The organism is Nonomuraea monospora, from assembly GCF_039531895.1.
In the GTDB taxonomy this organism is placed as follows: domain Bacteria; phylum Actinomycetota; class Actinomycetes; order Streptosporangiales; family Streptosporangiaceae; genus Nonomuraea; species Nonomuraea monospora.
In genome coordinates, this window is the sequence record NZ_BAAAQX010000004.1 from 417,922 (window position 1) to 439,891 (window position 21,970).

At 71.4% G+C, this 21,970-nt stretch carries 23 protein-coding genes; 14 read left to right on the forward strand and 9 right to left on the reverse strand.

The genetic code is table 11. The annotated features are described in order from the left end of the window. Genes kdpB through ABD331_RS10870 form a run of 4 tightly spaced genes read left to right on the forward strand, consistent with a single transcriptional unit; the run spans position 1 to position 6,073 of the window. Positions 1-2,064 (forward strand): potassium-transporting ATPase subunit KdpB, encoded by a 2,064-nt coding sequence (kdpB, locus tag ABD331_RS10855; protein WP_344473235.1) that lies wholly within the window; start codon positions 1-3, stop codon positions 2,062-2,064. After that, positions 2,065-2,871 (forward strand): potassium-transporting ATPase subunit C, encoded by an 807-nt coding sequence (locus tag ABD331_RS10860; RefSeq protein ID WP_344473237.1) that lies wholly within the window; start codon positions 2,065-2,067, stop codon positions 2,869-2,871. Further along, the gene (locus ABD331_RS10865; RefSeq protein WP_344473239.1) at positions 2,868-5,408 is read left to right on the forward strand and encodes a DUF4118 domain-containing protein; all 2,541 of its coding nucleotides are present in this window, start codon (positions 2,868-2,870) and stop codon (positions 5,406-5,408) included. The genes ABD331_RS10860 and ABD331_RS10865 overlap by 4 nt, the downstream gene beginning before the upstream one ends. Then, a complete protein-coding gene (locus tag ABD331_RS10870; RefSeq protein ID WP_344473241.1) occupies positions 5,405-6,073 on the forward strand; it encodes a response regulator in 669 nt (222 codons plus the stop codon). Before ABD331_RS10865 ends, ABD331_RS10870 begins: the two co-directional genes overlap by 4 nt. Before the next feature lie 11 nt (positions 6,074-6,084). Here ABD331_RS10870 and ABD331_RS10875 read toward each other — a convergent pair whose 3' ends face one another. After that, on the reverse strand, positions 6,085-6,900 hold the full coding sequence (locus ABD331_RS10875) for a class I SAM-dependent methyltransferase (protein WP_344473243.1): 816 nt from the start codon (positions 6,898-6,900) through the stop codon (positions 6,085-6,087). 88 nt (positions 6,901-6,988) lie between these two features. Here ABD331_RS10875 and ABD331_RS10880 point away from each other — a divergent pair, with 88 nt between their 5' ends. Beyond that, the gene (locus ABD331_RS10880) at positions 6,989-7,474 is read left to right on the forward strand and encodes a GbsR/MarR family transcriptional regulator (RefSeq protein ID WP_344473245.1); all 486 of its coding nucleotides are present in this window, start codon (positions 6,989-6,991) and stop codon (positions 7,472-7,474) included. Positions 7,475-7,485: 11 nt separating this feature from the next. Here ABD331_RS10880 and ABD331_RS10885 read toward each other — a convergent pair whose 3' ends face one another. Together ABD331_RS10885 and ABD331_RS10890 are read right to left on the reverse strand one after the other, a co-directional pair. After that, positions 7,486-8,733, reverse strand: coding sequence for an alpha/beta hydrolase family protein (locus ABD331_RS10885; protein WP_344473247.1), 1,248 nt, complete (start codon positions 8,731-8,733; stop codon positions 7,486-7,488). 43 nt (positions 8,734-8,776) lie between these two features. Next, positions 8,777-9,349, reverse strand: coding sequence for a TetR/AcrR family transcriptional regulator (locus ABD331_RS10890; protein ID WP_344473249.1), 573 nt, complete (start codon positions 9,347-9,349; stop codon positions 8,777-8,779). Positions 9,350-9,421: 72 nt separating this feature from the next. On the opposite strand from ABD331_RS10890, the gene ABD331_RS10895 reads away from it, so the two are divergent. From ABD331_RS10895 to ABD331_RS10905, 3 genes are all read left to right on the forward strand, one after another. Continuing rightward, a complete protein-coding gene (locus tag ABD331_RS10895) occupies positions 9,422-9,991 on the forward strand; it encodes a dihydrofolate reductase family protein (protein WP_344473251.1) in 570 nt (189 codons plus the stop codon). Positions 9,992-10,058: 67 nt separating this feature from the next. After that, complete coding sequence (locus ABD331_RS10900) at positions 10,059-10,568, forward strand: SigE family RNA polymerase sigma factor (RefSeq protein WP_344473253.1); 510 nt, start codon at positions 10,059-10,061, stop codon at positions 10,566-10,568. Then, positions 10,568-11,227 (forward strand): hypothetical protein, encoded by a 660-nt coding sequence (locus ABD331_RS10905; protein ID WP_344473255.1) that lies wholly within the window; start codon positions 10,568-10,570, stop codon positions 11,225-11,227. Before ABD331_RS10900 ends, ABD331_RS10905 begins: the two co-directional genes overlap by 1 nt. Before the next feature lie 2 nt (positions 11,228-11,229). Here ABD331_RS10905 and ABD331_RS10910 read toward each other — a convergent pair whose 3' ends face one another. From ABD331_RS10910 to ABD331_RS10925, 4 genes are all read right to left on the reverse strand, one after another. Further along, positions 11,230-11,664, reverse strand: a complete 435-nt coding sequence (locus ABD331_RS10910; RefSeq protein ID WP_344473257.1) for a GNAT family N-acetyltransferase — start codon at positions 11,662-11,664, stop codon at positions 11,230-11,232. A 16-nt stretch (positions 11,665-11,680) separates the two neighbouring features. Beyond that, positions 11,681-13,204, reverse strand: coding sequence for an MFS transporter (locus tag ABD331_RS10915; RefSeq protein WP_344473259.1), 1,524 nt, complete (start codon positions 13,202-13,204; stop codon positions 11,681-11,683). Between the two features lie 105 nt (positions 13,205-13,309). After that, positions 13,310-16,225 carry an AAA family ATPase gene (locus ABD331_RS10920; RefSeq protein WP_344473261.1) on the reverse strand — a complete coding sequence of 972 codons (2,916 nt, stop codon included), beginning with the start codon at positions 16,223-16,225 and terminating at the stop codon, positions 13,310-13,312. A 58-nt stretch (positions 16,226-16,283) separates the two neighbouring features. Beyond that, the gene (locus ABD331_RS10925; RefSeq protein WP_344473263.1) at positions 16,284-16,886 is read right to left on the reverse strand and encodes a CGNR zinc finger domain-containing protein; all 603 of its coding nucleotides are present in this window, start codon (positions 16,884-16,886) and stop codon (positions 16,284-16,286) included. Between the two features lie 101 nt (positions 16,887-16,987). Between ABD331_RS10925 and ABD331_RS10930 the strand changes: the two genes are divergently transcribed. The 3 genes from ABD331_RS10930 to ABD331_RS10940 are packed head-to-tail and all read left to right on the forward strand — an operon-like array spanning position 16,988 to position 18,554. Then, entirely contained in the window at positions 16,988-17,434 is a 447-nt protein-coding gene (locus ABD331_RS10930; protein ID WP_344473266.1) for a VOC family protein, read from the forward strand. A gap of 31 nt (positions 17,435-17,465) precedes the next feature. Beyond that, positions 17,466-18,350 carry a pyridoxamine 5'-phosphate oxidase family protein gene (locus tag ABD331_RS10935; RefSeq protein WP_344473268.1) on the forward strand — a complete coding sequence of 295 codons (885 nt, stop codon included), beginning with the start codon at positions 17,466-17,468 and terminating at the stop codon, positions 18,348-18,350. Between the two features lie 12 nt (positions 18,351-18,362). Further along, positions 18,363-18,554 carry a ferredoxin gene (locus ABD331_RS10940; protein WP_344473270.1) on the forward strand — a complete coding sequence of 64 codons (192 nt, stop codon included), beginning with the start codon at positions 18,363-18,365 and terminating at the stop codon, positions 18,552-18,554. Positions 18,555-18,663: 109 nt separating this feature from the next. Here the strand turns inward: ABD331_RS10940 and ABD331_RS10945 are convergent, their stop codons facing one another. Further along, a complete protein-coding gene (locus ABD331_RS10945) occupies positions 18,664-19,320 on the reverse strand; it encodes an alpha/beta fold hydrolase (protein ID WP_344473272.1) in 657 nt (218 codons plus the stop codon). After that, entirely contained in the window at positions 19,317-20,486 is a 1,170-nt protein-coding gene (locus tag ABD331_RS10950) for a YbfB/YjiJ family MFS transporter (protein WP_344473274.1), read from the reverse strand. The genes ABD331_RS10945 and ABD331_RS10950 overlap by 4 nt, the downstream gene beginning before the upstream one ends. 331 nt (positions 20,487-20,817) lie before the next feature. Between ABD331_RS10950 and ABD331_RS10955 the strand changes: the two genes are divergently transcribed. From ABD331_RS10955 to ABD331_RS10965, 3 genes are all read left to right on the forward strand, one after another. After that, complete coding sequence (locus ABD331_RS10955; RefSeq protein ID WP_344473276.1) at positions 20,818-21,201, forward strand: STAS domain-containing protein; 384 nt, start codon at positions 20,818-20,820, stop codon at positions 21,199-21,201. A gap of 88 nt (positions 21,202-21,289) precedes the next feature. Continuing rightward, a complete protein-coding gene (locus ABD331_RS10960; RefSeq protein ID WP_344473406.1) occupies positions 21,290-21,616 on the forward strand; it encodes a PadR family transcriptional regulator in 327 nt (108 codons plus the stop codon). Beyond that, the gene (locus tag ABD331_RS10965; protein ID WP_344473278.1) at positions 21,613-21,969 is read left to right on the forward strand and encodes a DUF1048 domain-containing protein; all 357 of its coding nucleotides are present in this window, start codon (positions 21,613-21,615) and stop codon (positions 21,967-21,969) included. The genes ABD331_RS10960 and ABD331_RS10965 overlap by 4 nt, the downstream gene beginning before the upstream one ends. Position 21,970 lies beyond the last annotated feature (1 nt).

A 21,970-nucleotide genomic window follows, 5' to 3' on the forward strand; every position in this document is an offset into this window, starting at 1 on the left:
ATGTCAACCCCTGTGCTGGAGAAGCCCTCGACGGCTCGGGTGGGCGGCGGCTTGCTCGACCCGAGACAGCTGATCCGGTCGCTGCCGGACGCGCTGCGCAAGCTCGACCCGCGCGTCATGTGGCGCAACCCGGTCATGTTCATCGTCGAGATCGGCGCGGTCTTCACCACCGTGCTCGCCGTCCTCGACCCCTCGATCTTCGCCTGGGCGATCGTGGTCTGGCTGTGGCTGACCGTGATCTTCGCCAACCTCGCCGAAGCCGTCGCCGAAGGCCGCGGCAAGGCCCAGGCCGCCACCCTGCGCGCGGCCAAACGCGACACCACCGCCCGCCGCGCCACCGGCGAGATCATCCCCGCCGCCGAACTACGGCAGGGCGACGTGGTGATCGTCGAAGCCGGAGAGACCATCCCCGGCGACGGCGACGTCATCGACGGCATCGCCTCCGTCGACGAATCCGCCATCACCGGCGAATCCGCCCCCGTCATCCGCGAATCCGGCGGCGACCGCTCCGCCGTCACCGGCGGCACCAAGGTGCTGTCCGACCGGATCACCGTCCGCATCACCCAGAAGCCCGGCGACAGCTTCGTGGACCGCATGATCGCCCTGGTCGAGGGCGCCAACCGGCAGAAAACCCCCAACGAGATCGCCCTCAACATCCTGCTGGCCGCGCTGACCGTCATCTTCCTGGTCGCCACCGCCACCATGCAGCCCCTGGCCATCTACTCCAAGACCATCAACCCGGGCGTCGCCGACTCCCTCGCGCTGACCTCCGACGGCGTCACCGGCATCGTCCTGGTGTCGCTGATCGTCTGCCTCATCCCGACCACCATCGGCGCGCTGCTGTCGGCGATCGGCATCGCCGGCATGGACCGCCTGGTCCAGCGCAACGTGCTGGCCATGTCCGGCCGCGCCGTCGAAGCCGCCGGCGATGTGTCCACGCTGCTGCTGGACAAGACCGGCACCATCACCCTGGGCAACCGCCAAGCCGCCGCGTTCGTCCCGGTGGACGGGGTCAGCGAAGAGGAACTCGCCGAGGCCGCACAACTGTCCAGCCTGGCCGACGAAACCCCGGAAGGCCGCTCCATCGTGGTGTTCGCCAAGGAACACTACGGCCTGCGCGAGCGGGAGGTCCACGGCGCCGAATGGGTGCCGTTCACCGCCCAGACCCGCATGTCCGGCGTCAACCTGAACGGCCGGCAAGTGCGCAAGGGCGCCGCCACCGCCGTGATGCAGTGGGTGCGCCACCCGACCGACCAGATCGGGCACATCGTGGACGGCATCTCGGCCTCGGGCGGCACGCCGCTCGTCGTCGCGGAGAAGGGCCGCGTGCTCGGGGTCATCCACCTCAAGGACGTGGTCAAGGAGGGCATGCGCGAGCGCTTCGACGAGATGCGCCGGATGGGCATCCGCACCGTCATGATCACCGGCGACAACCCGCTGACCGCCAAGGCCATCGCCGACGAGGCCGGCGTGGACGACTTCCTGGCCGAAGCCACCCCCGAGGACAAGCTCGCCCTCATCCGCAAGGAGCAGGAGGGCGGCCGGCTGGTCGCGATGACCGGCGACGGCACCAACGACGCCCCCGCCCTGGCCCAATCCGACGTCGGGGTGGCGATGAACACCGGTACCTCCGCCGCCAAGGAGGCCGGGAACATGGTGGACCTCGACTCCAACCCGACCAAGCTGATCGAGATCGTCGAGATCGGCAAGCAGCTCCTCATCACCCGCGGCGCGCTGACCACCTTCTCCATCGCCAACGACATCGCCAAATACTTCGCGATCATCCCGGCCATCTTCGCCGCCGTCTACCCCGGCCTGGACGCACTCAACCTCATGCGCCTGGCCAGCCCCCAGTCCGCCATCCTCGCGGCGGTCATCTTCAACGCCCTGGTCATCATCGCCCTCATCCCCCTCGCGCTCAGAGGCGTGCGCTACCGGCCGTCCAGCGCCTCCAAGCTGCTGTCGCGCAACCTGTACGTCTACGGCCTGGGCGGGATCATCGTCCCGTTCCTCGGCATCAAACTCATCGACCTGATCATCCAGTTCCTTCCGGGGATGTCCTGAATGCAACGCCTACCGAGCTGGCTCCGCCAGCACCTGGCCGCGCTACGCGCGCTGCTCGTGCTCACGCTGATCACCGGCATCATCTACCCGCTGGCCACCACCGGCGTCGCCCAAGCCCTGTTCCACGATCAGGCCAACGGTTCGATGGTCGCCACCGGCCAGGGCAGCGCCCTGATCGGCCAGTCCTTCACCGACACCGACGGCAACCCCGTCCGCACCTATTTCCAGTCCCGCCCCTCGGCGGCCGGGGACGGCTACGACCCGACCGCCACCGCCGCCGGCAACCTCGGCCCCGAAGACGTCCTCGACACCCCCGACCGGCCCTCCCTGCTCACCCAGGTCTGCGCCCGCTCCCGGGCCGTCGGCGAGTTGGAGGGCGTCAGCGGCGCCCGCCCGTTCTGTACCCCGGACGGCGTCGGCGCGGTCCTCAAGGTCTTCCCCGGCCGCGCGGTCAGCGTCAACCAGCCCTGCCCGGCCACCCCGTTCGTTTCCACCTACCAGGGCCTCAAGGTCGCATGCGCCACGCCGGGCGAGGACTACGCGGCCGGCCGCACCGTCCCCATCCGAGGCGACGCCAAAGCAGTCGTCCCCGCCGACGCGGTGACCGCCAGCGGCTCCGGCCTGGACCCGCACATCTCCCTCGCCTACGCACGGCTCCAAGCCCCCCGCGTGGCCAGGGAACGCGGCCTCGACCAGGCCAGGGTGGAGCAGCTCATCCAGCAGCACACCACCGGCCGCGCCCTCGGCTTCATGGGCGAACCGGCCGTCAACGTGCTCGAACTCAACCTGGCCCTGGACCGGCCATGACCCGGGGCCGCCTGCGGGTCTACCTCGGGGCGGCCCCCGGGGTCGGCAAGACCTACTCGATGCTCAGCGAGGGCCGCCGCGGCCGGGAGCGTGGCAGGGACGTGGTCGTCGGCTTCGTGGAGACCCACGGCCGCCCCCGCACCGCGTCCCTGCTGGAAGGCATGGAGGTCGTGCCGCGCAAGGCCTTCGTGCACCGCGGCGCCACGTTCACCGACCTGGACGTGGCGGCGGTCGTCGAGCGCGCGCCGAAGGTGGCGCTGATCGACGAGCTGGCCCACACCAACGTGCCGGGCGCGAAGAACGTCAAGCGCTGGCAGGACATCGACGAGATCCTGGACGCCGGCATCGACGTGATCACCACGGTGAACATCCAGCACCTGGAGTCGGTCAACGACGTCGTCCAGGAGATCACCGGAATCCCGCAGCGCGAGACCGTCCCCGACGAGGTGGTGCGCAGGGCCGACCAGATCGAGCTGGTCGACATGTCCCCGGAGGCGCTGCGCAGGAGGATGGCGCACGGCAACGTGTACGCGCCGGAGAAGGTGGACGCGGCCCTGTCGAACTACTTCCGCGTCGGCAACCTGACCGCGCTGCGCGAGCTGGCCCTGCTGTGGGTGGCGGGCAAGGTGGACGACCAGCTCGACCGCTACCGCGCCGACCACGGCATCGCCGGGACGTGGGAGGCGCGCGAACGGGTCGTGGTGGCGCTGACCGGCGGCCCCGAGGGCGACACGCTCGTCCGCCGGGCCGCCCGCATCGCCGCCCGCACCAAGGGCGCCGACCTGCTGGCCGTCCACGTCACCAGCTCGGACGGGCTGACCGGCGGCGATCCGGCCACCCTGACCCGCCAGCGTTCCCTGGCGGAGAGCCTGGGCGGCAGCTACCACCAGGTGGTCGGCGACGACATCCCGCGAGCACTGCTGGACTTCGCCCGCGGCGTCAACGCCACCCAGCTCGTGCTCGGCGCTTCCCGCAGGGGGCGGTTCGCGCAGATCTTCGCGCGCGGGGTGGGCGTCGAGACGACGGCGCTGTCCGGCCCCATCGACGTGCACCTGGTCACCCACGAGGAGGTCAAGCAGGGCCGCCGCCGGCCGGAACGGTCCAGGGCCGCGCTGAACAGGAAGCGCAGGCTGGCCGGATGGGCGACGGCGGTGGCGGGCCTGCCGCTGCTGACCAGCGTCCTGCTGCCGTTCCGCGACGTGATCTCGCTGCCCAGCGAGATCCTGCTGTTCCTGTGCCTGGTCGTGGGGGTCGCCCTCGTCGGCGGCACCTGGCCCGCCTTCACCGCCGCCGTGGGCGGCTCGCTGCTGCTCAACTGGTTCTTCACCCCGCCCATCGGCGAGCTGACGATCGCCGATCCGGAGAACTTCCTCGCGCTGATCGTGTTCATCCTGGTTGGGGCGGCGGTCTCCACGATCGTGGATCTGGCCGCCCGCCGTACCAGGGAGGCGGCCCGCGCCCGCGCCGACGCCGAGGCGCTGTCCACGCTGGCCGGGCACGTGCTGCGCGGCGAGGCGGCGCTGCCGTCGCTGCTCGGCCGGTTGCGGGAGACGTTCGGCCTGGAGTCGGTGACCTTGCTGGAGCGCCTGGGCGAGCCCGCCCCTGACGACCAGGGGGAGCCGGAGGCGTGGCGGATCATCGCCACCTCCGGCGCCGCGCCCTGCACCAGCCCCGCCTCGGCCGACAACGACGTCCGGATCGACGACCGGCTGGTGCTCGCCGCGCGCGGCCGGCTGCTGGACGCCAGCGACCGGCGGGTGCTGGAGGCGTTCGCCGCCGAGGCCGCCGTCGCGCTGCGTCAGGAACGCCTCCAGCAGGAAGCCGAGCAGGCCAAGCCGCTGGCCGAGGCCGACCGGATGCGCACCGCGCTGCTCGCCGCCGTCAGCCACGACCTGCGCACACCCCTGGCCGCCGCCAAAGCCGCCGTCGAGAGCCTGCGCAGCGACGACATCACCTGGACGCCCAAGGACCGGGACGAGCTGCTCGCCACCGCCGGCGAATCCCTCGACCGGCTCGACCGGCTGGTGGCGAACCTGCTCGACATGAGCCGCCTGCAAGCGGGCGTGCTCGGCCTCGCGTTGCAGCCTGTCGCGCTGGAGGAGATCGTGCCCCGCTCCATCGACGACCTCGGGCCGCTGCGCGACCGCGTCGAAGGCGACCTCTGCGTGGACCTGCCCGAGATCGTCGCCGACCCGGCCCTGCTGGAACGCGTCCTGGTCAACCTGATGAGCAACGCCGTCCGCTACAGCCCGCCCGAGCAGAAGGTGCTCATCACGGCGAGCTGGCACGACGACCAGGTGGAGATCCGGGTCATCGACCGCGGCCCCGGCATCCCCCGCGAGATCCACGACCGGATCTTCCTGCCGTTCCAGCGGCTCGGCGACCGCGACAACGGCACCGGCGTCGGCCTCGGCCTCGCACTCTCGCGCGGCCTCACCGAGGCGATGGGCGGCACGCTCACGCCCGACGAAACCCCAGGAGGGGGCCTCACGATGATCGTCAGCATGCCCATCTCGTCCCGGGCGGGGACCCCATGACCAAGATCCTCGTCGTGGACGACGAGCCGCAGATCCTGCGCGCCCTGCGCATCAACCTGGCCGCCCGCCACTACGAGGTCGCGGTCGCCGCCGACGGCGCGACGGCGCTGCGCCAGGCCGCCGAGTGGCATCCCGACCTCATCGTCCTCGACCTCGGGCTGCCCGACATCGACGGCGTGGACGTCATCCACGGGCTGCGCGGCTGGACCAGGACGCCCATCGTGGTGTTGTCCGGACGGGCGGGGAACCAGGACAAGATCGACGCCCTGGACGCCGGTGCCGACGACTACGTGACGAAACCGTTCGGCATCGAGGAGTTCCTGGCCCGCATCCGCGCCGTCTCCCGCCGTGCCGCCATCGCCGAGGCCGAGCTGGCCCGCGTCCAGATCGGCGACCACGTCGTGGACCTGACCAGCAAGACCGTCTCGGGCGGCCTGCGGCTGACCCCCACCGAGTGGCACATCCTGGAGATCCTGCTGCGCAACCCCGGCAAGCTCATCCCCCAGCGCTACCTGCTCACCGAGGTGTGGGGCAGCAAGCACGTCAAGGAGACCCACTACCTGCGCCAGTACATGGCCCAGTTGCGCAAGAAGTTCGAGCGCGACCCGGGGCACCCGCGGCACCTCATCACCGAGCCGGGCATGGGCTACCGCTACACCCCGTGACGCGGGGCCGCTCAGAACCGGAAGCGCACGATGCGGGTGGAGCGTCTCATGCCCGGCAGCAGCAGCATGAGGCGGTGCATGCGGCGGACGTTCGCCGGGGCCTTGGCCATCAGAACCGGCGAGTCGTACATGGGCGTCTCGTCCACGTACTCGAGCCGCGGATGCCATCCGGCCAGCGCGGCCGGATCGTTGAAGCCGCAGTTGAACCGGGTGCCGTACTTGCGCAGCGTGGGATCCCACTTCGAGGTGCGCCACGCCCAGACCGGCACCGTGTCGATCTGGATCTGGCCGGTGGGGAAGGCGTCCACGACGCTGGTGAGCAGGCGCCGCGCGTCCGTCTCCGTCAGGTACGGCACCAGCCCCTCGGCGATCATCAGCACCGGGCGGCCGCGCGGGATCCGCTCCAGCCAGGTCAGGTCGGTGACGCTGGAGCCGATCAGCGTGTAGTGCTCGCGCTCCGGCAGCAGGCGCCGCCGCAGCTCGATGACGGCGGGGTAGTCCAGGTCGTACCAGTCGACGGTGGCGGGCGGGTCGATCCGGTACACGCGGGCGTCGAGGCCGCAGCCCAGATGCAGGACCACGGCGTCGGGGTGGCCGGCCAGGAAGCTCCGGGCCCAGTCGTCGTGGGCCTTGGTGCGCACCACGGCCGCCAGGCCGAGCTGGCTGGTGCCGAATCGGCGCTGGTCGTAGCCGGGGTCGAGGAGGCGCATCACCCGCTCGGCGTGCTCGTCGCCGAGAATCGGGTCCGGCAGCCGGTTGTCCAGGGCCTTGGCCTTGAGGACGGGGCTGAGCGTCTTCTGCACCCCGACGAGTTCGGTCTGCTTCACGGCACCGACGCTACTCTTATTTCACGAAATTTGTGAAGTGTCTGAATAGCTTAAACTGTGAGGCCCACGACGAGGAGGGGAGCCGCCGGTGACGCGAGCGGACGAGGGCGCCATCGCCGGTTTCCGTGAACGGTTCGCACAGATCATGGTCGAGTCCGGCATGCCCCGGATGGCCGCGCGCGTCTACGCCGCGCTGCTGGTCACCGACTCCGGCCGCCTGTCGGCCGCCGAGCTCGCCGGCCAACTGGGCGCCGGCGCGCCGGCGATCTCGGGCGCGGTCAAGTACCTGGTGCAGGTACGGCTCGTCGAACGCGGCCGCGAACCGGGCACCCGGCACGACTTCTGCCGCATCCACGAGCACACCTGGAGCGAGTTCATCAGCCAGTCCGACCCGACGCTCGTCCGGATCGAGGCCGGCTCCGGCGAGGGCACCGCCCTGCTGGGCCTCGACTCCCCCGCCGGGCGGCGACTGGACGAGACCCGGCGGTTCTTCGCGTTCATGCGCGAGGAGATCAAGGAGTCGATGACGAAGTGGTCACGGCTCCAGGAGGCCGAACGCCATCCCTCACCATGAGGGTCGCGGTGCTAGGCGCAGGTCTTCTTCTCCGGGGCGCAGAACTTGACCTCCGGGTAGCTCGCCGACGGCTTCTTCAGCAGGGGTTGCGGCTTCCCACGCAGGTGCTGGTCGAAGAAGGCGACGACGTACCGGCGGGTGATGGCCATGGCACGCGCGCCCGGGATGTCGGCGCCGTCCTCGATGCCGAGCTGATCCACCAGCACCCCGAGGTCGGTGAAGGACGTGTGCGCGGCCCCCGTCACGAGCAGCCACCGCTTCCAGCCGTGCAGCCCCGCCCAGACGCCCTCCCAGTTGGCGCCGGTGCCGGGCCGGCCCGGCGTGTACGTGGCGGGCTTGCCCAGCAGCAGGAACGGCCGGGACAGCCCTTCCTTGGGCAGCTCGGCCTCCACGGTGCCGTCCACGTCGATGCCGGCGCGCAGCCGGGAGTCGGTGGCCATGGCGGCCAGCGTGGCGGCGCCGCCGGCGGACTGGCCGGACATGGCGATCCTGGAGGTGTCGATCAGCCGCGACCCCTTCCACTTCGGGTGCTTGCCGGTCAGCTCGTCGAGTACGAAGGAGACGTCGGCGGCGCGGCCCTTCTCCAGTTTCCGCCACATGCCGAGGTCCTTCTTGATCTCGCACGTGACGCAGGTGGTGACTCGCCCGTCGGGGAAGGTCTGGGCGACGTTCTCGTAGGTGTGGTCGATGGCGGCCACCACGTACCCGCGGCTCGCCAGCTCCTCGGCCAGGGCCGTCAGCTCCGACCTGGGCTTGCTGTGCCCCGGGGAGAGCACGATGAGGGGCAGGCTGCGCGCGCTGCCTGCGGGGCGGGCGTCGGTGAAGGCGTTGGTGCGCACCTTGCTCAGCGTGTCGGCCGGGACGGTGGTGATCTCCCCGTCCTTGAGCAGCAGCTCGGACTCCTTGGGCGTCATGTACTGCGCCCGGTGGCGGCCCGGCGCCTTGGCCGGGTACCACAGCGAGACCATGAGCTCGCGCGCCTTGACGCTGGGGACCCACGGGTCGGGGCGCGAGGTGTCCTTGAGGTGGAGGGACGTGGTGCCGACCGGCCGGGAGCCGGTGGGGGCGGGCAGGTACGGCTTGGCGGCGGCACGCGTCCCCGCGCCTGAGGCGCCAACGGAGGCGGAGGCCGCCGGGCCGAGGCCGGTGACCGTCATCACGGCGACCAGCCCGGCGACGGCGGCCAGCCGCCCTCTCCCCCGGGATCCGCGCAGCCCACGAGGCGCGGCCTGACTCTGAAGATCGATCAACTGACTCATGCCGAGTGACTATACTCCGAGTATATACACCCGGTGTGCACGATCAGGCGTTCAGCGACCTCTGCACGGCGGCCTCCACCAGTTCGTGCACCTCCTGCTCGGTGAAGATGTCCGGCAAGGTGAGCCGCTCCACGATGAGCCAGTTCAGGGCGAGATAGAGCAGCACCACCGAGGTCGCGTCTCCGGGCAGCCCCGACGCGGCGTGGTAGCCGATGTTGGCGTCGATGTCCTCACGGATGCGCTTGGTCAGCACGGCCCGCAACTCGGGCCGCCGGGTCGCCTCCAGCCGGAGCTCCATCAGCGCCAGGTAGCCGGAGTTGAAGGACGCGACCCGATCCACCAGCTCGTGCATGAGCTCGGCGTACCGGGCCTGATCCTGCGCACCCTGCCTGTTGCGGGCGATCGTGGCCTCGTCGGGCAGCAGCCGCTCGTAGATCCGCCCGCCGACCTGGGTGAACAGGTCGTCGCGGTTGGCGAAGTAGTTGGAGGCCGTGCCGGGAGGCACGGCGGCCTCCGCGTCCACGGCCCGGAAGGTCAGCCCCCGCGCCCCCTCCTTGGCCAGCACCTCGATGGCCGCGTCGATCAGGGCCTGCCGCCGCTCGGGATTTTTCCGCACCTTGACACCACTCCGTTTGTAGTACTACGTTGTGACCACTTCAAACAGAGTACTACATCCGGAGTTAATCGCATGCGAAAGCTCGTCTACTACATCGGCGTCTCCCTCGACGGCTACATCGCCGGCCTCAACGACGAGGTCGACTTCTACCCCCTGTCGGACCAGATGATCGGCTGGATCAACGAGCGCTACCCCGAGACCGTCCCCACCCATATTCAGAAGCTCGCCGGCCTTGAGGGCGTACCCAACAAGGTCTTCGACACCCTGGTGATGGGCCGTGGCACCTACGAGGCGGCGGGCGAATCCATCACCAGCCCGTACTCCCATCTGCGCCAGTACGTCGTCTCCAGCACCCTGACGACCGTCGACCCCACGGTGCGGCTGGAGACCGGCGATCCGATCGAGCTCGTCCGGCGGCTGAAGGCCGAGGACACGGGCCTGGACATCTACCTCTGCGGCGGCGGCAAGCTCGCAGCCTCCCTGCTCCCGGAGATCGACGAGATCATCCTCAAGAGCTACCCGGTGGTGGCGGGCGCGGGCATCCCGATGTTCTCCGGGGAGTTCCGGCCGACGCTGTTCACCCCCGCCCGGCGCGAGTCCTTCGACAACGGGGCCCAGGTCACCTGGTTCACCCGCGCCTAGCCCGATGCAACCTCCGACCGGGCCGGCGGCATCTCCTGTCATGTGAAGTCATCAATCGGGGAGTCCCATGGACCGTGACGAGGAGTACACCGCCTACGTGCGGGGCCGGCTGTCCTGGCTGCGGAAGATCGCCTACTCGTTGTGCCAGGACTGGCACCGCGCCGACGACCTGGTGCAGACGGCGATCACCCGGCTCTACGTCAAGTGGCGCCAGGCGCGGGCGGCCGACGACCTCGACGCCTACGTACGGGTGGTGCTGGTCAGGGTCTTCCTCGCCGAACAGCGCAAGGGCTGGTTCTCGCGGGTACGGCTGACGCCCGCCACCTCCCCCGAGCCGATCGAGCAAGGCGACCGGGACACGGCCATGGACCTCCGCCGGGCCCTCGCCGCCGTCCCCCCGCGTCAGCGCGCCACGCTCGTCCTGCGCTTCCACTGCGACCTGAGCGTGGAGCAGACCGCCCACGCGCTGGGCTGCTCCACCGGAACCGTCAAGAGCCAGACCGCCCGCGGCCTCGCCACCCTGCGTGCGGTGCTCGGCGAGCCGGAACCCCGTCTAGCACGTGCGGAGGAATGCTGATGGACGTCAAGCAGGTGTTCGACACGCTGACGCGCGAGGAGCAGCCGCCCGCCGCGGTGGACGTCGGCCGCGCCATCGCCGCGGGACGCGCCGTGCGCCGACGCCGTCGTGCGGCCGTCGCCGGTGTCACGGCGGCGGTGACGGTCGCGGCGGTCATCGCGGCCTGGACGGTCCGGCCGTCGCCGGAACAGCCGGAACAGCAGGAACAGGTCGCCGTGCCCGCCACGGCCACGCCACAACCCACCTACAAGGGGTTCGAGGCGGCGAAGAGGGACCATCCCCCCAAGGGCCGGATCGCCTCCGTGCCGCCGCTCGTCATGTGGGTGGCCGACGCGCCCGGCAAGAACGAGCTGTTCCTGTGCGAGAGCGGGCCGAACGGCAGCTCCTGCTCCGGCTTCCGGCCGCTCACCTCCGGCGAGTACGCCCGGACGCAGGGCAAGCTGCGCGGCGTCGACGTCTGGTTCGGATGGGCCAAGAGCGCCGTTCACGAGGTGACGGCTGTCACCGAGAAGGGCAGGAAGCTTCCCGGGAACCTCACGCGAGGTGTCGCGGCGGGGCTCGGGCTGTGGTCGGTGGAGTATCCCCGGGGGGCCGACGTGCGGAGACTCGACTTCCTCGACGCGAAGGGAAAGATCCTGCAGCGCATCCCAGCCCGATGACGTCACCCCACCTGCCACCGGCAGATCACCTTCGAGACCAGGGCGGCGCCGATCCGCTGGTAGAACCGTTGCGCCGCCACGTTGGCCGCGGCCACCTCCCACCGGATCACCCTGCCGTCCGCGGCCTCGGCCACCGCGTGCATCAACCGCTCGCCGACCTTCCGGCCGCGTTCCCCGTCCGAGACGAAGAGGTCGTCCAGCGCGAGGTAGTCCTCGCCCGACCACATGCTGACCCGCACGAGCCAGGACACGTACCCGATCGCCCGCCCGTCCCGCTCCGCGAGCAGGTAGCCGATCTCGGGGCGGGCGAGCAGTTCGCGCATGCGGCCGGCGCTCACGGCGACCGCGGACGGCTGGCCCTGATGCCCGGCCAGCTCGCACATCAACGCGTGCACGGTCGCCGCGTCGGCGGCCGTCGCACGACGGATCGACACCATGGGGGATCTCCTTCTGTCAGCCGGTGGGCGGGAGGTGACGGAGCTGGACGAGCGCCAGGACGGCGGCGCCGGCCGCGACGACCGCCGCGACGACGGCCGCCACGTTCAGCCCGCCCGCGAACGCGTCCCTGGCGGGGGCGAGCACCGCCTCGGCGAGGTCGGCCGGGAGCGCCCGCGCGGCCGACACCGCCCCGTCGAGGCTGTCGCGGCTTGCCGCGGCCACCTCGGGCGGCAGCCCGGCGGGCAGCGTGGTGCTCGCCTGCGCCCGGTAGACGACGGCGCCGATGCTGCCGAGGACGGCGATGCCGAGCGAGATGCCCAGGTCGCTGCAGGTGGTGGCCAGCCCGGACGCCGCCCCCGCCTTCTGCGGCGACACCGAGCCGACGACGAGGTTCGTGGTCAGCGCCATGGACGGCGCGACGGCGGGATAGAGCACCATGAAGCCTGCGACCAGCAGCGGCAGCCCGCCCGCGACGTCCACCTGGGTGAGCAGCAGGTAGCCGATCACCTGCACGGCCAGCCCGGCCGCGATCAGGTGGCCGGGGCGGACGCGGCGTACCAGGACGGGTGAGAGCGTGGAGACCACGACCAGCAGGGCCGCGCCGGGCAGCACCCACAGCCCCGCCCGCAGCGGCGAAAGCCCCTCGACGAGCTGCAGGTACTGGGTGAAGAGCAGGTAGACGCCGCCGAGCGCGGTCGCGGCGAGCAGGAAGACGCCCAGCGCGCCGCTGACCGTGCGGTTGGCGAACAGCCGCACGTCCAGCAGCGGCTCGGGCAGGCGGAGCTGACGGACGAGGAACCAGGCGCCGAACGCCAGCCCGATCACGATGCCGGCCAGCGCGGGCAGCAGCGAGTCCGGTCTCGCCAGCTCCTTGACGCCGTAGACGATCGGCAGCAGCGTCGCCAGCGACAGCAGCACGCTGAACAGGTCCACGCGACCGGCGGCCGGGTTGCGCGGGTTGGGCAGCAGCAGCGGCGCGCCGATCGCGACGATCGCCATGACGGGCACCGCGACCAGGAAGGCCGCCCGCCAGGAGAACGCCTCCAGCAGCGCCCCGCCGATCACCGGGCCGAGACCGGTGCCGACGGAGATGCCGCCCGACCAGACGCCGACCGCGATGCCGCGCTGCCTCGGGTCGGTGAACGTGGCGAAGATCAGGCCCAGGGTGGCGGGCATCTGCGTGGCCGCGGCGACGCCCAGCAGCGCCCGCCACACGATCATCAGGGCGGGGTCGGAGGTGCTGGCGGCGATCAGCGACACGACGGCGAAGAGCGCCGCGCCCGCGATCAGCAGCCGCCGGTGGCCGATCCTGTCGCCGAGCGTGCCCATGGTGACCAGCAGGCCGGCCATCAGGAAGCCGTAGATGTCAATGATCCACAACGTCTGGGTGCTGCTCGGCTTCAGGTCCGCGGCCAGTTGCGGGATGGCCAGGAACAGGATGGTGAGCATCATGAACAGCAGCAGGGCGGGCAGGACCAGCACCACCAGCCCTGCCCATTGTCTGAGACCGGCGCGCCGGTCGAGGTCCGCGGAGGACATGCGGCAATTCCTTCGGATGGTCGGGAGTGACCGCGCCAACGTTAGGAACGCCCGCCCTGCCGCCGAATCAGTGAAGTCGCCGGTCTCCGGGTGCCTGTTCCTGGGTCAGGGCGGACGCTCGGCGAGGACCAGCCGCATCAGCTCGGCGCGCGAGGTGATGCCGGTCTTCTGGAAGACCTTGCGCAGGTGGTAGTCCACGGTGCGGGGGCTGAGGAAGAGCTGCGCGGCGATCTCCCTGTTCGTCAGCCCCTCGCCGACGGCCAGGGTGACGCGCAGCTCCTGCGGGGTGAGCGTGCTCAGGGCTCCCGTGTCGTGCGCCCGGGCCGACTCCCCGGCTGCGCGCAGCTCGCCCAGCACCCGGTCCTCCCAGGCGAGCGCGCCGAGCCTGCGGAACGTCTCCGCCGCGCCGCGCAGGTGCCGCTGGGCTTCGGTACGTCGCCGGTCCCTGCGCAGTCGCTCGCCGAGCAGCAGTTGTGTCCTGGCGTGCTCCAGTGGGGAGGCTCGTCTCAGGCTTTCCGCGAAGTGCGCGTCGGCGGTGCCGCCGGTGGAGAGCAACGCCCGGCAGCGGGCGGCCAGGGCGGCGGGCTCGGGTGCGGCCGTGCGGCGGCTCCACCGCTCGTAGCGGGCGGCGGCAGCGGCGGCCCGGTCGCGCTCACCGGCGCGCACCAGCGCCTCGACGAGGTCGGGCACGACGCCCATGACCAGGTCACTGTCCCCACCACCGACCGCCTCGCAGTCGCCGCCGCCAGCCGCCCCCAAGTCCCGCACGACCTCGCCACCAACCGCCTCGAAATTCCGCACCGCCTCGCCGTACCTTCCGGCGGCCAGCTCGATCAGGCCGAGCGCCCGCCAGGCGTACGTCATCGCGTCGGTCAACCGCCGCTCGCCGGCCTCGGCCAGCACGTCGGCGGCCAGCTCGGCAGCGTCAGGACGCCCCCGGACCGCCGCACACAGAGCGAGCAGCCCGCGGTTGCGGCAGGCCGTGCTCGGCTGACCGACCTCGACGGCGAACTGGTACCCCTCCTCCGCGTACGCCTCGGCGAGCCCGAGCCTGCCCCGCGCCAGCTCGTCGGCGGCCTGATACTCCAGGTTCCACGCCAGCGCCCCGAGCGCCCCACCGGCCCGCGCCAGCCTCCCGGCCTCGCGATACAGCCGCCGGGCAAGCTCGACGTCACCCAGCCCGCGCACCACGGCACCCGCCATGGTCATCAGGATCGGGTCGGTGAGCGACTCCAGCGCGGCGGCCCCGTCCCACCGCGCGGCTGCCCGATCCCGTCCGGTACGAACGTGAGCGGTGTGACGTAGCAGCACCAGCACCGCGTCCTGCGGATCGTCCGGCTCCAGCGGGATCCCCTCCAGCCGGCCCGCGAGGTCGTGCCAGACCTCCGGCCGCCGGGTACGCGCCCCGAGATCCCCGTACATCGCGACGGTCGGGGCGAAACGACGCCGGTCGAGCCGCAGGACGTGCGGGATCCACGGCTGGACGAGGCCCAGCGCGTCCTCGGGAGAGCCGGCGAACTCGGCCACCACGGCGCGCATCACCGCCAGCGGGATCCGGTCGGCCTCGTCCAGGTGGGGTTCGCGGTCGGCCCGGTCGAGCAGTTGCGCGGCCTTCGCGGTGAACCCGCCCTCCAGGGCGGCGTGCGCGGCGGTCCACAACCGCCGTCCCCTGCGCCGGGGGTCCGCGGTGAGCTCGGCCGCTCTCGACAGCGCGGCCATGGCGGCGGCCGGGCCGCCGCGTGAGGCGGCCTGCTCGGCGGAGCGTTCGAGCTGCTCGGCGGTCCGCTCGTCGGGGCCGACCGCCGCCTGCCCGAGGTGCCAGGCACGCCGGTGCTGGTCGGCCGTGCCGTCGAGGGCCGTGGCGAGGGCGCGGTGGATCGCGGCGCGCCGTTCGGCGGTGGCGCTGTGGTAGATCGCGGACCGGATCAACGGGTGCCGGAACGCCAGCCGCATCCCGTCGTAGGACAGCAGCTCGTCCAGCTCGGCACGGTGCAGCGCCCCGGTGTCCACCCCCAGCACCGCGGCGGCCCGTTCCAACCCACCCAACCCGCCTGAGCTGTCGGCGGCGAGGAGTTGGAGCAGCGGCAACGATCCGGCGTGCCGGGCCCGGACCTTGGCCAGGAACGACCGTTGCAGCTCGTCGGTCATGGCGGGCGGCTCGGGCGTGCCCTCCGGGGGTACAGGAGTCCCGGCGAGCTCGATCAGGGCCAGCGGGTTGCCCCCAGTGACCGCCAGCAACCGGCTCTGCTCGGCGCCGGACAACGGCAGCCCGTCCAGCAGCGCGGTGGCCGACCGCCGGTCCAGCCCCAGGAGCGGGACGCGACGCAGACCGGGCAGGTCGGCCCCATGACCCTCGTCGGCCCGCGCGGCGAGCACCACCGCGACAGGCTCGTCACTCAGGCGGCGGGCGACGAACGCGAGAGTCTTCAGCGTCGGCTGATCCACCCAGTGAGCGTCGTCGACAAGGCACAACACCGGCTGATCACCGGCCAGCAGGGACAGCGCCGACAGGGTGGACAAAGCGACGAGGAACGGATCGGGCGGTGCCCCGTGCGCCCGTCCGAACAGCACGTCCAGCGCCTGCGCCTGCGGCTCCGGCAGCTCGCCGATCCGGCTCAGCACGGGGAACAGGAGTTGGTGCAGCGTCGCGTAGGCCAGATCGGACTCCGGCTCGGCGCCGGCGGCACGCAACACCAGGAAGCCGGTGGCCTGCTCCTCGGCGTGGGACAGCAGCGCGGTCTTGCCGATGCCGGGCTCACCTTGCAGGATCATCCCGCCGCCGCGGCTTCCTGCGGCTTGCCCGAGCAACGACGCGAGCAGCCCGATCTCGTCGTCCCTGCCCACCAGCCGGCCGGACGAGACCGGCGACTTCACCGATGTGGCCGTGGCCATGCCGGCGCCGCCGTCGTCCTCGCCGTCAACCACGTCCAGCCCCGCGGCCTGGCACCGCACGACAGCCCGGAAGAACTCGCCGACGCCATCATGCGCCTGTGCTCGGACGACACCCACCGGGCGAGACATGCCACCTCCACCGAGCCCTCTGTACCCTACCCCCCTACCGTAACCGACATCTGGACGGTCAGCCCTGGTCCGCCTGCCGCACTTTGGCGTAGTGGCGGGCGGCCCGCGCCCGGTTCCCGCACCCGGCCGAGCACCACTCGCGCCGCGAGGTGTCGCGGACGAAGTACAGCACGCAGCCGGGCCCGGGACAGGCGCGCAGCTCACGGCGGAGCGGCCCGGCGAACAGCTCGACGGCCTCCTCGGCCAGCGCGGCGATCGCGGCCTCGACCGGCCGCCCCGTCGTGCGGACCGTCACGTGCGGCTCGGGATCGGTGCGCAGCTCGCGCCACCGCGGGGCCTGGCCCGCGTGCCGGTTGAGCGCCGCGACCGTGGCCGCGTCGGGGTCGCGACCGTCCACGGCCGACGCGGCGAGGGCTCGGATGACGTCCCTCAGCTCCCTGGCGGCGCGCAGGTCGCCGTCCGTCACCTCTCGCAGGTCGGCGTCGGTGAGCGGGACCGCCAGGCGCGGGCGCATGTCGCGCAGCCACGCGGCCAGGTGCTCGGCGTTCTGCAGCCCCTCCTTGGGACGGCCGCGCGCCGCGTACGAGGTGTTGCCGAGTTCGATCGGCGGCGGTTCGCCGAGGAGCGGGGCGCCGCCGTTCATCAGAAGAGCCACTTCCACTTTTCTAACGCTACCGCCATGTTGACACCGTTAGGAACCCTCTGCCATATTTCTAACGTTCCCAACGGCATCTAGCCGTTAGAAAATCTTGGAGTGTACCAATGACCGCGTTGCAGACCGGGCACGTCGCCCTGAACGTCACCGACCTGGCCCGTTCGACCGCCTTCTACAACCAGGTCTTCGGCTTCGAGACCCTGGCCGAGCAGCCCGACGGCGACCGCGGCTTCGCCCTGCTCGGCCGCGACGGCACCCTGGTGGTGGCGCTGTGGCAGCAGAGCGGCGGCGACTTCGCCACGGACCGCCCCGGGCTGCACCACCTGTCGTTCCAGGTGCCCGCCGTCGAGGAGGTCCGCCGCTACGAGGCCGTCCTGAAGGATCTCGGCGTGCGGTTCGCCTACGACGGGGTCGTCCCGCACGGCGAGGGCGCGTCCTCCGGCGGCGTGTTCTTCAGCGACCCGGACGGCATCCGGCTGGAGATCTACGCGCCGACCGGCGCCGACGTCGCACCGGCGCCCGTCCAGGGCGCCCCGACGTGCGGCTTCTTCTAAACAGCCGGGCCGCGACGGAGAGGCATCGCTCATGTTCCACCGAGGTGAACAAGCAGTACAGCGCCGCGCAGGCCTGACCGTCGACGGCTGGGGGTCGGCCGGGGTCGGCGCGACCATCCCGCAGGTGGCCGCCGACTTCCTCACCAGGCAACGCCTGATCGTCCTCGCAGCCGCGGACGACACGGGCGCCGCCTGGGCGGGTGCGCTCACCGGCCCGCCGGAATTCGTCACCGTCCCCGACGACCGCACCATCGTCGCCGACCGGCTGCCCGCCGCCGGCGACCCGCTCTCCGGTCTCTTCGACACCGAGCGACCGGTCGGCATGCTCGCGATCGAACCGGCCACCCGAAGACGCATGCGCGTCAACGGCCGCGCCCGCGGCGACGGCGGCCGGCTCACCATCCGCACCGAACAGGTCTACGCGAACTGCCCGAAGTACATCCAGACCCGCGCCGACGCCGGCGACTCCCCTGCGGAGAGCAGGACGGCACAGGTCACGGACGCTCTCACCGCCGGCCACCAGCGGTGGATCGCCACGGCCGACACGTTCTTCGTCGCCACCTACGTGGCCGGGCTGGGCGCCGACGCCTCGCACCGGGGCGGCAACCCCGGCTTCGTCACCGTGACCGGCGACCGCCGACTGACCTGGCCCGACTACGTCGGCAACTCGATGTACATGACGTTGGGCAACCTCGAGCTCGAACCGCGCTGCGGGCTGCTGTTCCTCGACTGGGAGAACGGCCACACCCTGCACCTGACCGGCCGCGCCCGCGCCGACTGGGACCCGGCCAGGGCCGCCGCCGTGCCGGGCGCGCAACGCCTGATCGACTTCGACGTGGAGCGTGTCGTGCACATCACCGGCTACCTCCCGCAGCGGTGGTCGTTCGGCAAGTACTCCCGGTTCAACCCCACCTGACGAAAGGCGACCATGCGCGTCCGTGTCGACCTGACCCTGTGCCAGACCCACGCCCAATGCGTCTTCGCTGCTCCGGAGGTGTTCTCCCTCGACGATGATGACGAGCTGGTGTACGACGCCACGCCTGGCGACGCGTCGTGGCCCGCCGTCGAGGAGGCCGCCCGTGCCTGCCCGGTGCAGGCGATCTTCCTGGATGATGACTGACCGTTGCGCCGCGTCGGCTGGGTTCAGACACTCACCTCGGCGGTGCGCGGTCGGCGTACGGGAGAGAACACCACCCACACAGCAGGCCAAGGCGCGGCGGACGCGCGGGTCACCCGGCCGCGAGCAGGATCTTCAGCAGGTCCTGCGGGGCGTCGCGCATGAGGTTGTGGCCGCTGTCGAGGGCGTGGGTGGTCCATCGGGGGTCCTGACGCAGCCGCTCGTAGGTGGCGGTGAAGGGCGACGGGGTCGGCCAGCCCGCCGCGTACACGTAGACGTCGCGGCGGTCGCGGGCGGGGCCGCCGGTGAGGCGCAGCGGCTGGAGCAGGGACGCGAGGGGGTGCGGGGTGGCTCGCGGGTCGAAGAAGGGCAGCGGACGCACCGCGTCGCCGGTCGCGGTGTACCACTGTCGTTCGCGGTCGGAGACCAGGTCCCACATGGACTCGCCGTCGCCCGGTACGACGGCGTCCAGGTAGACCAGCGATCGGACGCGCTCCGGCATCCGGTCAGCCACCCCGCTGATCACCATTCCGCCGTAGCTGTGGCCGACCAGGACCACGTCCTGGAGGTGCTCGGCCGCCAGGACGCCGGTCACGTCCTGGATGTGGGTGTCCAGGTTCACGCCGGCGTGCGGGACGTGGCTGCGCTCGGACAGGCCGGTCAAGGTCAGGGGGTGTGCGCGGTGCCCGTGGGAGCGCAGCTCTTCGGTGAGGTCGCTGAAGCACCAGCCGCCGTGGCACATGCCGGGGATCAGCACGAAGGTGGTCACTGTCGTTCTCCTTGTCCGGGGGCTGGTTCTGCTCGGTGCGTTGTGGTGGCGGCGATCGCCGCGGCGGCGGCGCACAGGATCGCGGTCCAGGCGAGCGTGGCGTCGGTCGAGGTGTGGTCGGCGAGGAGGCCGGCGATCCACGGCCCGGCGGTCTGGCCCACCGCGAACACGGTGGTGAAGGCGGCCAGCGTGGCCGTCCAGTCTTCGGGCGGGGTTCCTGCCTTGACCAGCGCGGTCACGGCGGCGGGCACGCTCATGAACGTCGCGCCGAACACGATCGCGGACGCGAGCACGAGCGCCGGGGCCGCCAGCGCGATCACCGCCCCGCCCGCGAGCAGGACCAGCAGCGTGGCGAGCGCGCCGCCGCCGCGCCAATGGGTGATGGGACGGCTCCACAGCGCCGGCGCCGCCATGACCGCCGCCCCCAGCGCCGTCCAGATGAGCATCACCTGGACGAGGGGCGCGTCGCGCTCGGCGAGATAGGCGGACAGGAAGGTGATGTAAGTGATGTATCCGGCGGCGAACAGCAGGTAGGCCAGCGCCGTACGCCACAGAGGACGCAGCCGCGCCCGTCCGACGGTGGCCGCCGTCTCCTCCCCGCCCTGGCTCGCGGCCCTCCAGCTCACCAGCGCGGCCAGGCCCGCGGCCAGCCCCATGCCGACCCAGGCGAGACGCCAGTGAGCGCCCAGCGCCGGGATCGTCACCCCGCTGAGGACGATGCCCAGCCCGGTGCCGGCGAAGTAGACGACGATCGGCGCACCGGAGGAGGCCCGCGCGGCGATCCGCGACGCGATCACCCCGCCGGTGATGAACACCACCGCCCCGGTCACGCCCGCCGCGGCCCTGGTGACCAGCAGCACCGCAAATTGGCCGCTCACCGCGGTGACCGCCAGCGCCACCGCCGTCAGCACCATGCTCCAGCGGAAGGCCGCCGCGCTGCCGACCCTGCGGACCAGTGCTGCGGTCACCAGCGCGCCGGCCAGGTGGCCGAGCCCGTTGGCGGTGCTCATCACCCCTGCCTGGGTCAGGCTCCAGTGCAGGTCGTCGCGCATGGCAGGGAGGAGCAGGCCGTAGGCGAAGCGGGCCAGCCCCAGCGCCGAGGCGGTGCCCGCGGCCAGCCGCACCGCCTCGGCGACCCCGCTGTGGCGTTCGCGCCAAATGACCATGCCGACACCGCCACTGAGATCGAACCGATCGGTACGATCCAGAAGCCTAACAGTCGATCCGTCGTCACTCACCCGCACAGGCCATCCGCGCGTACGCGACCGACTCATCGAGACGCCCGCACCACAGGATCGCCCCTTCCCCTCCACGCAGAAACTCCGTCGAATTGACGAGTCAACGCAAGAATCTTTCTCACAAACCCGGATGAGCCAGAAACATTCATGTCTCACGCCGATCACAGGGGTAGCGCCCGAGCCCTCCGGAGGGCGTAGTGTGAGCGATACCCCGGACACGTGCCCCGTCCCCCCTGGGCTTTGATGGAGGTCCGCCGCTGTGCCGTCGCTGACGTTCAGTTCCCAGCATCTGCCCGGCGTGACCGTGATCGCGGCGGCCGGCGAGGTGGACACCCCCACCGCGCACCTCCTCGACGACTACATCAGCCGCACCCGCCGCCACCACGGCGAGCACATCGTGCTGGACCTGAGCGAAGTGCCGTACCTCGACGACTCGGCCCTGCGAGTCCTGCTGCAGACCCATGTCCTCGCCCACCGCAACGGCGCGGGCCTGCACCTCGCCGAGTTGCAGCCGGGCCCGGCGCACCTGCTGCGCACCACCGAGACCGAGGGCCTGCTCAACGTGCACTCCAGCCTGGAGCAGGCCATTCGCGCCGCACTGCTGGCCGCGCGCCCCTCCCCGGTGGGCGGCGGCGCAAGCTAGCGAACCCGCACCGTCCTTCCACTACTTCGTGGTACGGTATAGCAGTACTCGGTGCTACCGAGTACCACGAGAAGCGAAGAGGACCATGATGGACGACCTGACGGAGATGCTGAAGGGCACGCTCGAAGGCTGCGTGCTCGAAATCATCGGCGGCGAGGAGACCTACGGGTACGCCATCACGCGCCGGCTCAACGAACTCGGCTTCACCGACGTCGTCGAAGGAACGGTTTACACCATCCTGCTGCGACTGGAGAAGAACAAGCTCGTCCAGGTCACCAAACGACCGTCCGGAATGGGCCCGCCGCGCAAGTTCTACGCGCTCAACGACGCGGGGCGCAAACAGCTCGCGACGTTCTGGGCGAAGTGGGAGTACGTCTCATCACGGATCGACAAGCTCAGGGAGGGCGGGGCATGAACTTCTGGGAGACCATCACAGGCAGCGATCTCACCAGAGATTGGAAGGCGTTCGAAGCCCGGGCGGCGGTACTGCCGGCCGATCACCGGGCGGCCTGGGAACAGATCAAGAGCCACCTTTTCCTGTACGGCGACTTCACCGGCCGCAATTTGATGCCCATATTCGACGGCGCCTTGGGGCTCCTGGAGGAGACAGCGTCCGACGGGCAGAGCATTCACGACGTGCTCGGTGACGACATCGCGGGCTTCTGCGCGGCACTCGCCGGCGGAGAAGGCGCGCGCACCTTCCGCGACCGGTGGCGTGACCAGTTGAACAGGAATGTGGCCAGGAAACTCGGCCGGTTGGGAGGCTGAC

Coding starts and splice junctions, on each gene's coding strand:
- kdpB (WP_344473235.1), top strand. CDS start 1: ATGTCAACCCCTGTGCTGGAGAAGCCCTCGACGGCTCGGGTGGGCGGC.
- ABD331_RS10860 (WP_344473237.1), top strand. CDS start 2,065: ATGCAACGCCTACCGAGCTGGCTCCGCCAGCACCTGGCCGCGCTACGC.
- ABD331_RS10865 (WP_344473239.1), top strand. CDS start 2,868: ATGACCCGGGGCCGCCTGCGGGTCTACCTCGGGGCGGCCCCCGGGGTC.
- ABD331_RS10870 (WP_344473241.1), top strand. CDS start 5,405: ATGACCAAGATCCTCGTCGTGGACGACGAGCCGCAGATCCTGCGCGCC.
- ABD331_RS10885 (WP_344473247.1), bottom strand. CDS start 8,733: ATGAGTCAGTTGATCGATCTTCAGAGTCAGGCCGCGCCTCGTGGGCTG.
- ABD331_RS10895 (WP_344473251.1), top strand. CDS start 9,422: ATGCGAAAGCTCGTCTACTACATCGGCGTCTCCCTCGACGGCTACATC.
- ABD331_RS10900 (WP_344473253.1), top strand. CDS start 10,059: ATGGACCGTGACGAGGAGTACACCGCCTACGTGCGGGGCCGGCTGTCC.
- ABD331_RS10905 (WP_344473255.1), top strand. CDS start 10,568: ATGGACGTCAAGCAGGTGTTCGACACGCTGACGCGCGAGGAGCAGCCG.
- ABD331_RS10910 (WP_344473257.1), bottom strand. CDS start 11,664: ATGGTGTCGATCCGTCGTGCGACGGCCGCCGACGCGGCGACCGTGCAC.
- ABD331_RS10915 (WP_344473259.1), bottom strand. CDS start 13,204: ATGTCCTCCGCGGACCTCGACCGGCGCGCCGGTCTCAGACAATGGGCA.
- ABD331_RS10920 (WP_344473261.1), bottom strand. CDS start 16,225: ATGTCTCGCCCGGTGGGTGTCGTCCGAGCACAGGCGCATGATGGCGTC.
- ABD331_RS10930 (WP_344473266.1), top strand. CDS start 16,988: ATGACCGCGTTGCAGACCGGGCACGTCGCCCTGAACGTCACCGACCTG.
- ABD331_RS10935 (WP_344473268.1), top strand. CDS start 17,466: ATGTTCCACCGAGGTGAACAAGCAGTACAGCGCCGCGCAGGCCTGACC.
- ABD331_RS10940 (WP_344473270.1), top strand. CDS start 18,363: ATGCGCGTCCGTGTCGACCTGACCCTGTGCCAGACCCACGCCCAATGC.
- ABD331_RS10950 (WP_344473274.1), bottom strand. CDS start 20,486: ATGGTCATTTGGCGCGAACGCCACAGCGGGGTCGCCGAGGCGGTGCGG.
- ABD331_RS10960 (WP_344473406.1), top strand. CDS start 21,290: ATGGACGACCTGACGGAGATGCTGAAGGGCACGCTCGAAGGCTGCGTG.
- ABD331_RS10965 (WP_344473278.1), top strand. CDS start 21,613: ATGAACTTCTGGGAGACCATCACAGGCAGCGATCTCACCAGAGATTGG.